The organism is Streptococcus sp. 3874 (assembly GCF_013276425.1).
Lineage (GTDB): Bacteria > Bacillota > Bacilli > Lactobacillales > Streptococcaceae > Streptococcus > Streptococcus pseudopneumoniae.
In genome coordinates, this window is sequence record NZ_VMLA01000032.1 from 1 (window position 1) to 3,991 (window position 3,991).

At 32.2% G+C, this 3,991-nt stretch carries 3 protein-coding genes and 2 pseudogenes; 4 read left to right on the forward strand and 1 reads right to left on the reverse strand.

From position 1 onward, the window contains the following. From HT703_RS11645 to HT703_RS03800, 4 genes and pseudogenes are all read left to right on the forward strand, one after another. Window positions 1–361 (forward strand): annotated as a pseudogene (locus HT703_RS11645) (IS630 transposase-related protein); the annotation flags it as partial. Continuing rightward, window positions 309–683, forward strand: coding sequence for a hypothetical protein (locus HT703_RS03790; protein WP_138699592.1), 375 nt, complete (start codon window positions 309–311; stop codon window positions 681–683). The pseudogene HT703_RS11645 and the gene HT703_RS03790, both read left to right, overlap by 53 nt. Beyond that, window positions 676–1,854, forward strand: a complete 1,179-nt coding sequence (locus tag HT703_RS03795) for an MFS transporter (RefSeq protein ID WP_023941358.1) — start codon at window positions 676–678, stop codon at window positions 1,852–1,854. The genes HT703_RS03790 and HT703_RS03795 overlap by 8 nt, the downstream gene beginning before the upstream one ends. 8 nt (window positions 1,855–1,862) lie before the next feature. Continuing rightward, window positions 1,863–3,290 carry a hypothetical protein gene (locus HT703_RS03800; RefSeq protein WP_023934526.1) on the forward strand — a complete coding sequence of 476 codons (1,428 nt, stop codon included), beginning with the start codon at window positions 1,863–1,865 and terminating at the stop codon, window positions 3,288–3,290. A gap of 248 nt (window positions 3,291–3,538) precedes the next feature. Here the strand turns inward: HT703_RS03800 and HT703_RS12090 are convergent. Further along, window positions 3,539–3,991: pseudogene (locus tag HT703_RS12090) on the reverse strand (transposase); the annotation flags it as partial.

Here is a 3,991-nt window from a genome sequence, read left to right on the forward strand (position 1 = left end):
GTCAAAAACCGAAAGATTCCTTTAGAGGAATTGAAATCCTTTGTAGAGGCTTATCCAGATGCTTTTTTACGGGAAATTGCGGCACATTTTGATTGTGCTGTCCCTTCAGTATGGGCAGCTTTAAAGCAGATGAAGGTCACTTCAAAAAAAGATGACGAGCTTTAAGGAACAAGACCCAGAGAAAGTCGCTGAGTTTCTTGATATTTTGGATAACCTAAACGATTTACCAATCGTATATATTGATGAAACAGGAATCGACCGCTATCTCTATCGTCCTTATGCAGGGGCTCCTAGAGGGGAGAAAGTCTATGAAAAGATTAGCGGACGTCGTTTTGAGCGAACTTCAATTGTTGCAGGACAGTCTAACGAATTATAAAAAAGCGTATTATTTATCTGATAGAAGTTTTGATTTCTGGTATGACTTACAATACATATATGTCGAGCTGAATATGTATGAAAAAGCACAAAGATTATTAGAACAATGTCAATTCAAAGTTTCACAGTTAGATTTATCTTTTCTAGAAGATTATTTGGTTATATCTTTAGAAATTTTATATAACTGCAATAAATTTAAACAAATGCAACCGTTATTGAAAATTTTAGATACACATTTTAGTGATAATGAAAAATTATCGGATATGAAAGAAACACTAGAAAGTGAAGTGAGCGAATATCATGAATAACTATCGAATTATCTTAAGAAAATATCCTATTGCAATCAATTTTTTTATTTTCAATTTGTTTTTTAAACTATCTATGTATACTTCAAAAACAGTTCATGCACTCTGGTTTGAAATGAATGATAGGCTCCCTAATTATGGTCTATCCTATTCTGCCATGGCATTTGCTGGCATCTTTTCATTTTATATTGGTAAAAAAATAGGACGATTTACCCCTCAAAGAGTGATTCAATGTGGTTTAATTTTATATAGTATTGGCTTATTTTTTAGGATGTTTCCTAATAACTCAGGCATTTCTATAATATCTGGTTTTGTTTCAGGAATCGGTGCTTCGGTAGTGTTGTTATTAATTAGAGTATGGATTGTGGGCATAGGAAGTGAAGAAGAACGTTCCTCTATTGTATCGTTGAAAGAATTTGCAGATGGAGTAGGAAGTTCTTTAGGCATGCTACTAGCAGGTTTTCTTGTCTGGATTTTAACATTCTTGTTTCAAAACGCTACACAATTGACTCTACTTTTTTCGAGCGTCCTTTGCCTGATTACTGTATTTCTAATTCCTCCTATTACTCAATCTCATAATGAGAGTGGCGATTTGGAGAAGGCTGAATTTAAACATTTTGCAAAAGCTAGAACCCTGCTTGTTGGAACTATAATATTCGGCTTCATTATGGGGGGAAGCGTAAGTTTATTTGCTCCATATCTTCCAGTTATTTTAAGCAAACAAGGTATAAATGTATCTGTTATTGGTGTAACATTGACAATTTTAGGACTACTGAGTACTTATTTCTCTTCTCTTTTTTCAGGTCAAAAAACCTCAAAATATAAAGAGTATATCTTTGTGGTCAGTGAAATTTTAGTGGGCTTATCAACAGCTTTATTGATATTTAATATGCAATTTTTATACTTGTTTCTTATTCTTATATGCAGAGCTTTGTTCTTAAATGGTTCTGTAATTAGTCAAGAATTAATGGAGTTGGATATGTATCCTAAAGAACAAATTTCATATTTCTATGGTATATCTCAAACTTCATATTTTATTGGAGATAGTTTAGGTGGATTACTTGGAGGGAATCTGTATGCAAATGATTTACAAAAAACATTAATCATTTTCTTTATCATTTCCACTATAAATGCAATTTCTTTGTTTCTTTTTTATAAGTATATGAAAAAGTAGGTCACAGGATGATGAAAATAAAAAATTTGGATTTAAATGATGCTATATTCCTATCTTATACTCAAGATAGTAAACTTTTATGGCATGATGAATTATTAGTAGATAATAATGGACAAATAATATATGACAAAGAATTTTCTGCAATACTATCAAATGATAATTTTATTTACATATTTAGTCTGGAAAATTCGTATTTAGTGTTATCTAGAATTAATATTAATCTAGAGCTTAAATTGGATACCTATAAACTAGTCAATATATCAGATAAAGCAGAGATACTAAATGTCTATTTTTATAATTCAGATATTGTTGTGATCATTTCTGATGATACAGCTTCTATCTCTCAGTTTCTTATTTCTTTTGAAGAGGAAAAACTTATCACTGCTATGATAAGTAATATTGGGGAGAAACAGGACTTGTATAGAGTCTATAATGATATTGAATTGCGGTTAATTTCCACACCTAATATACAGCCCAATCTAGAAATTGATGGAAAAATTATACAGAATTATCTATGTGATCGAGGAAATATGGTGTGCAGTCTTTACTCTACTACTCGTATATCTCTTTATAATTTCGAAAACGATTCATACTTAATAGAAAGTTTAGACTTGTTTTATCCTATTATTAACGCTATTTTAGACGAGTGGAATCTTTTTGTCATTTTGAATAGATTCGGTCGAACAACTTTAGTTAGTATTGACTTGAAAACAAATATGATTAAAGAATATGATTTTGAAGGGAAGATTGATTTTTGTTTACTTCAAAACAGTAGACTTGTTTTGAAGCATAGTACGATTGAAGGATTCGAGTTTTTACTTTTTGAAGATGGAAAATTTGAGACAATCTATAGAGATATGTCAGAGGAGTTAATAAGCAAAGAATTCTATTTTGAGAAGTTTGAAGGGATTCATTATAAGTCAAATAATCCAGAAAAGTTATTAGTTTCTTTACATGGTGGTCCAGAATCCTATGAATTTAATTCATTTACTAATGCTAAAATATATCGGTTTGCCTTGAACAACTCGGTAGATGTCTTGGTTGCTAATTATATTGGGTCGTCTTATTCAGTTAATACAGAATTATCAAATAAAAATTGGAATTATGTGATAGATGAATTGGTAAGAACGATTGAGTATATAGTGAGTAAAACAGTAAAAGATGTTAAAAAAGTTTATTTATATTCAGGAAGTTTTGGATCTATATTAGGATTACTACTGAGTGCCAGATTTTCTCACAATCTAGGTGGACATATATGCGTTTCCCCTTTGATAGATTTATCTAATCAAATAAAAAAACAAGTGGAATGGAAAGGAAATGGTTTACTGATAAGTTCTCGACAACTGAAATTACAGAAATGTTTTCTGATAAGGTGTGGAAGAAAAATCTTCCTTATAAAACATTCATCATGCAAAGTCCTAGAGATAAAGTTTTAGATTTTTATTATATGAAGTCGACATTGAACAACTATAAATGTTTTGAAATTGATGAATTACCAATAAATGGTCATGGGCCTGAAACTGAATTTGAACTCGATATACTTAATCAAAGTGTTTTAGAAAAAATGAATAAATTATTTGTTGATTGACAATGCTAATTTTCTGTAACCGTCCAATAACGAAGTATATTGAAAAATCTCCATATTAGGAACTATCCGTGAGTTCTCTAATCTGGAGATTTCTTATAGGGGTTGGAGCTCTTCTTGACGTTTCTGTAGTCGTTCATCAGCTGGCAAAACCTCCCAGTCTCTTTCCAAGGCAAATAACTGGTCACAATAAGCTAAACCTTTAGCTCCTAAGGATGAGTTATCTGCTTGCTTGGGGGTGGATTCAAAAAACTTCCTTCTCACATGCGCCCAACATCCAACAAGTTCAGCTTCTTCCAGTTGACGATAAGCTTCTAGCGGTTCGCAGTTTACCAAGCTTAGCGTCGCCTTGCTCCTAAACCTTGGACTGCTATCGCATAGGCAGAACTAGAGGACTAAAGTCCTAAGTTACTGCCGCAACATATCACAATGCACATATCCAGAATAATCTCCTAGGAATTCTTGTACTACTGAACCACTTCGACGCTGATCATGGTGGTACAGCGTGATTCCTTGCTTCTCAGCTTTCCCAGACAAAAAAGTCCAATAGTA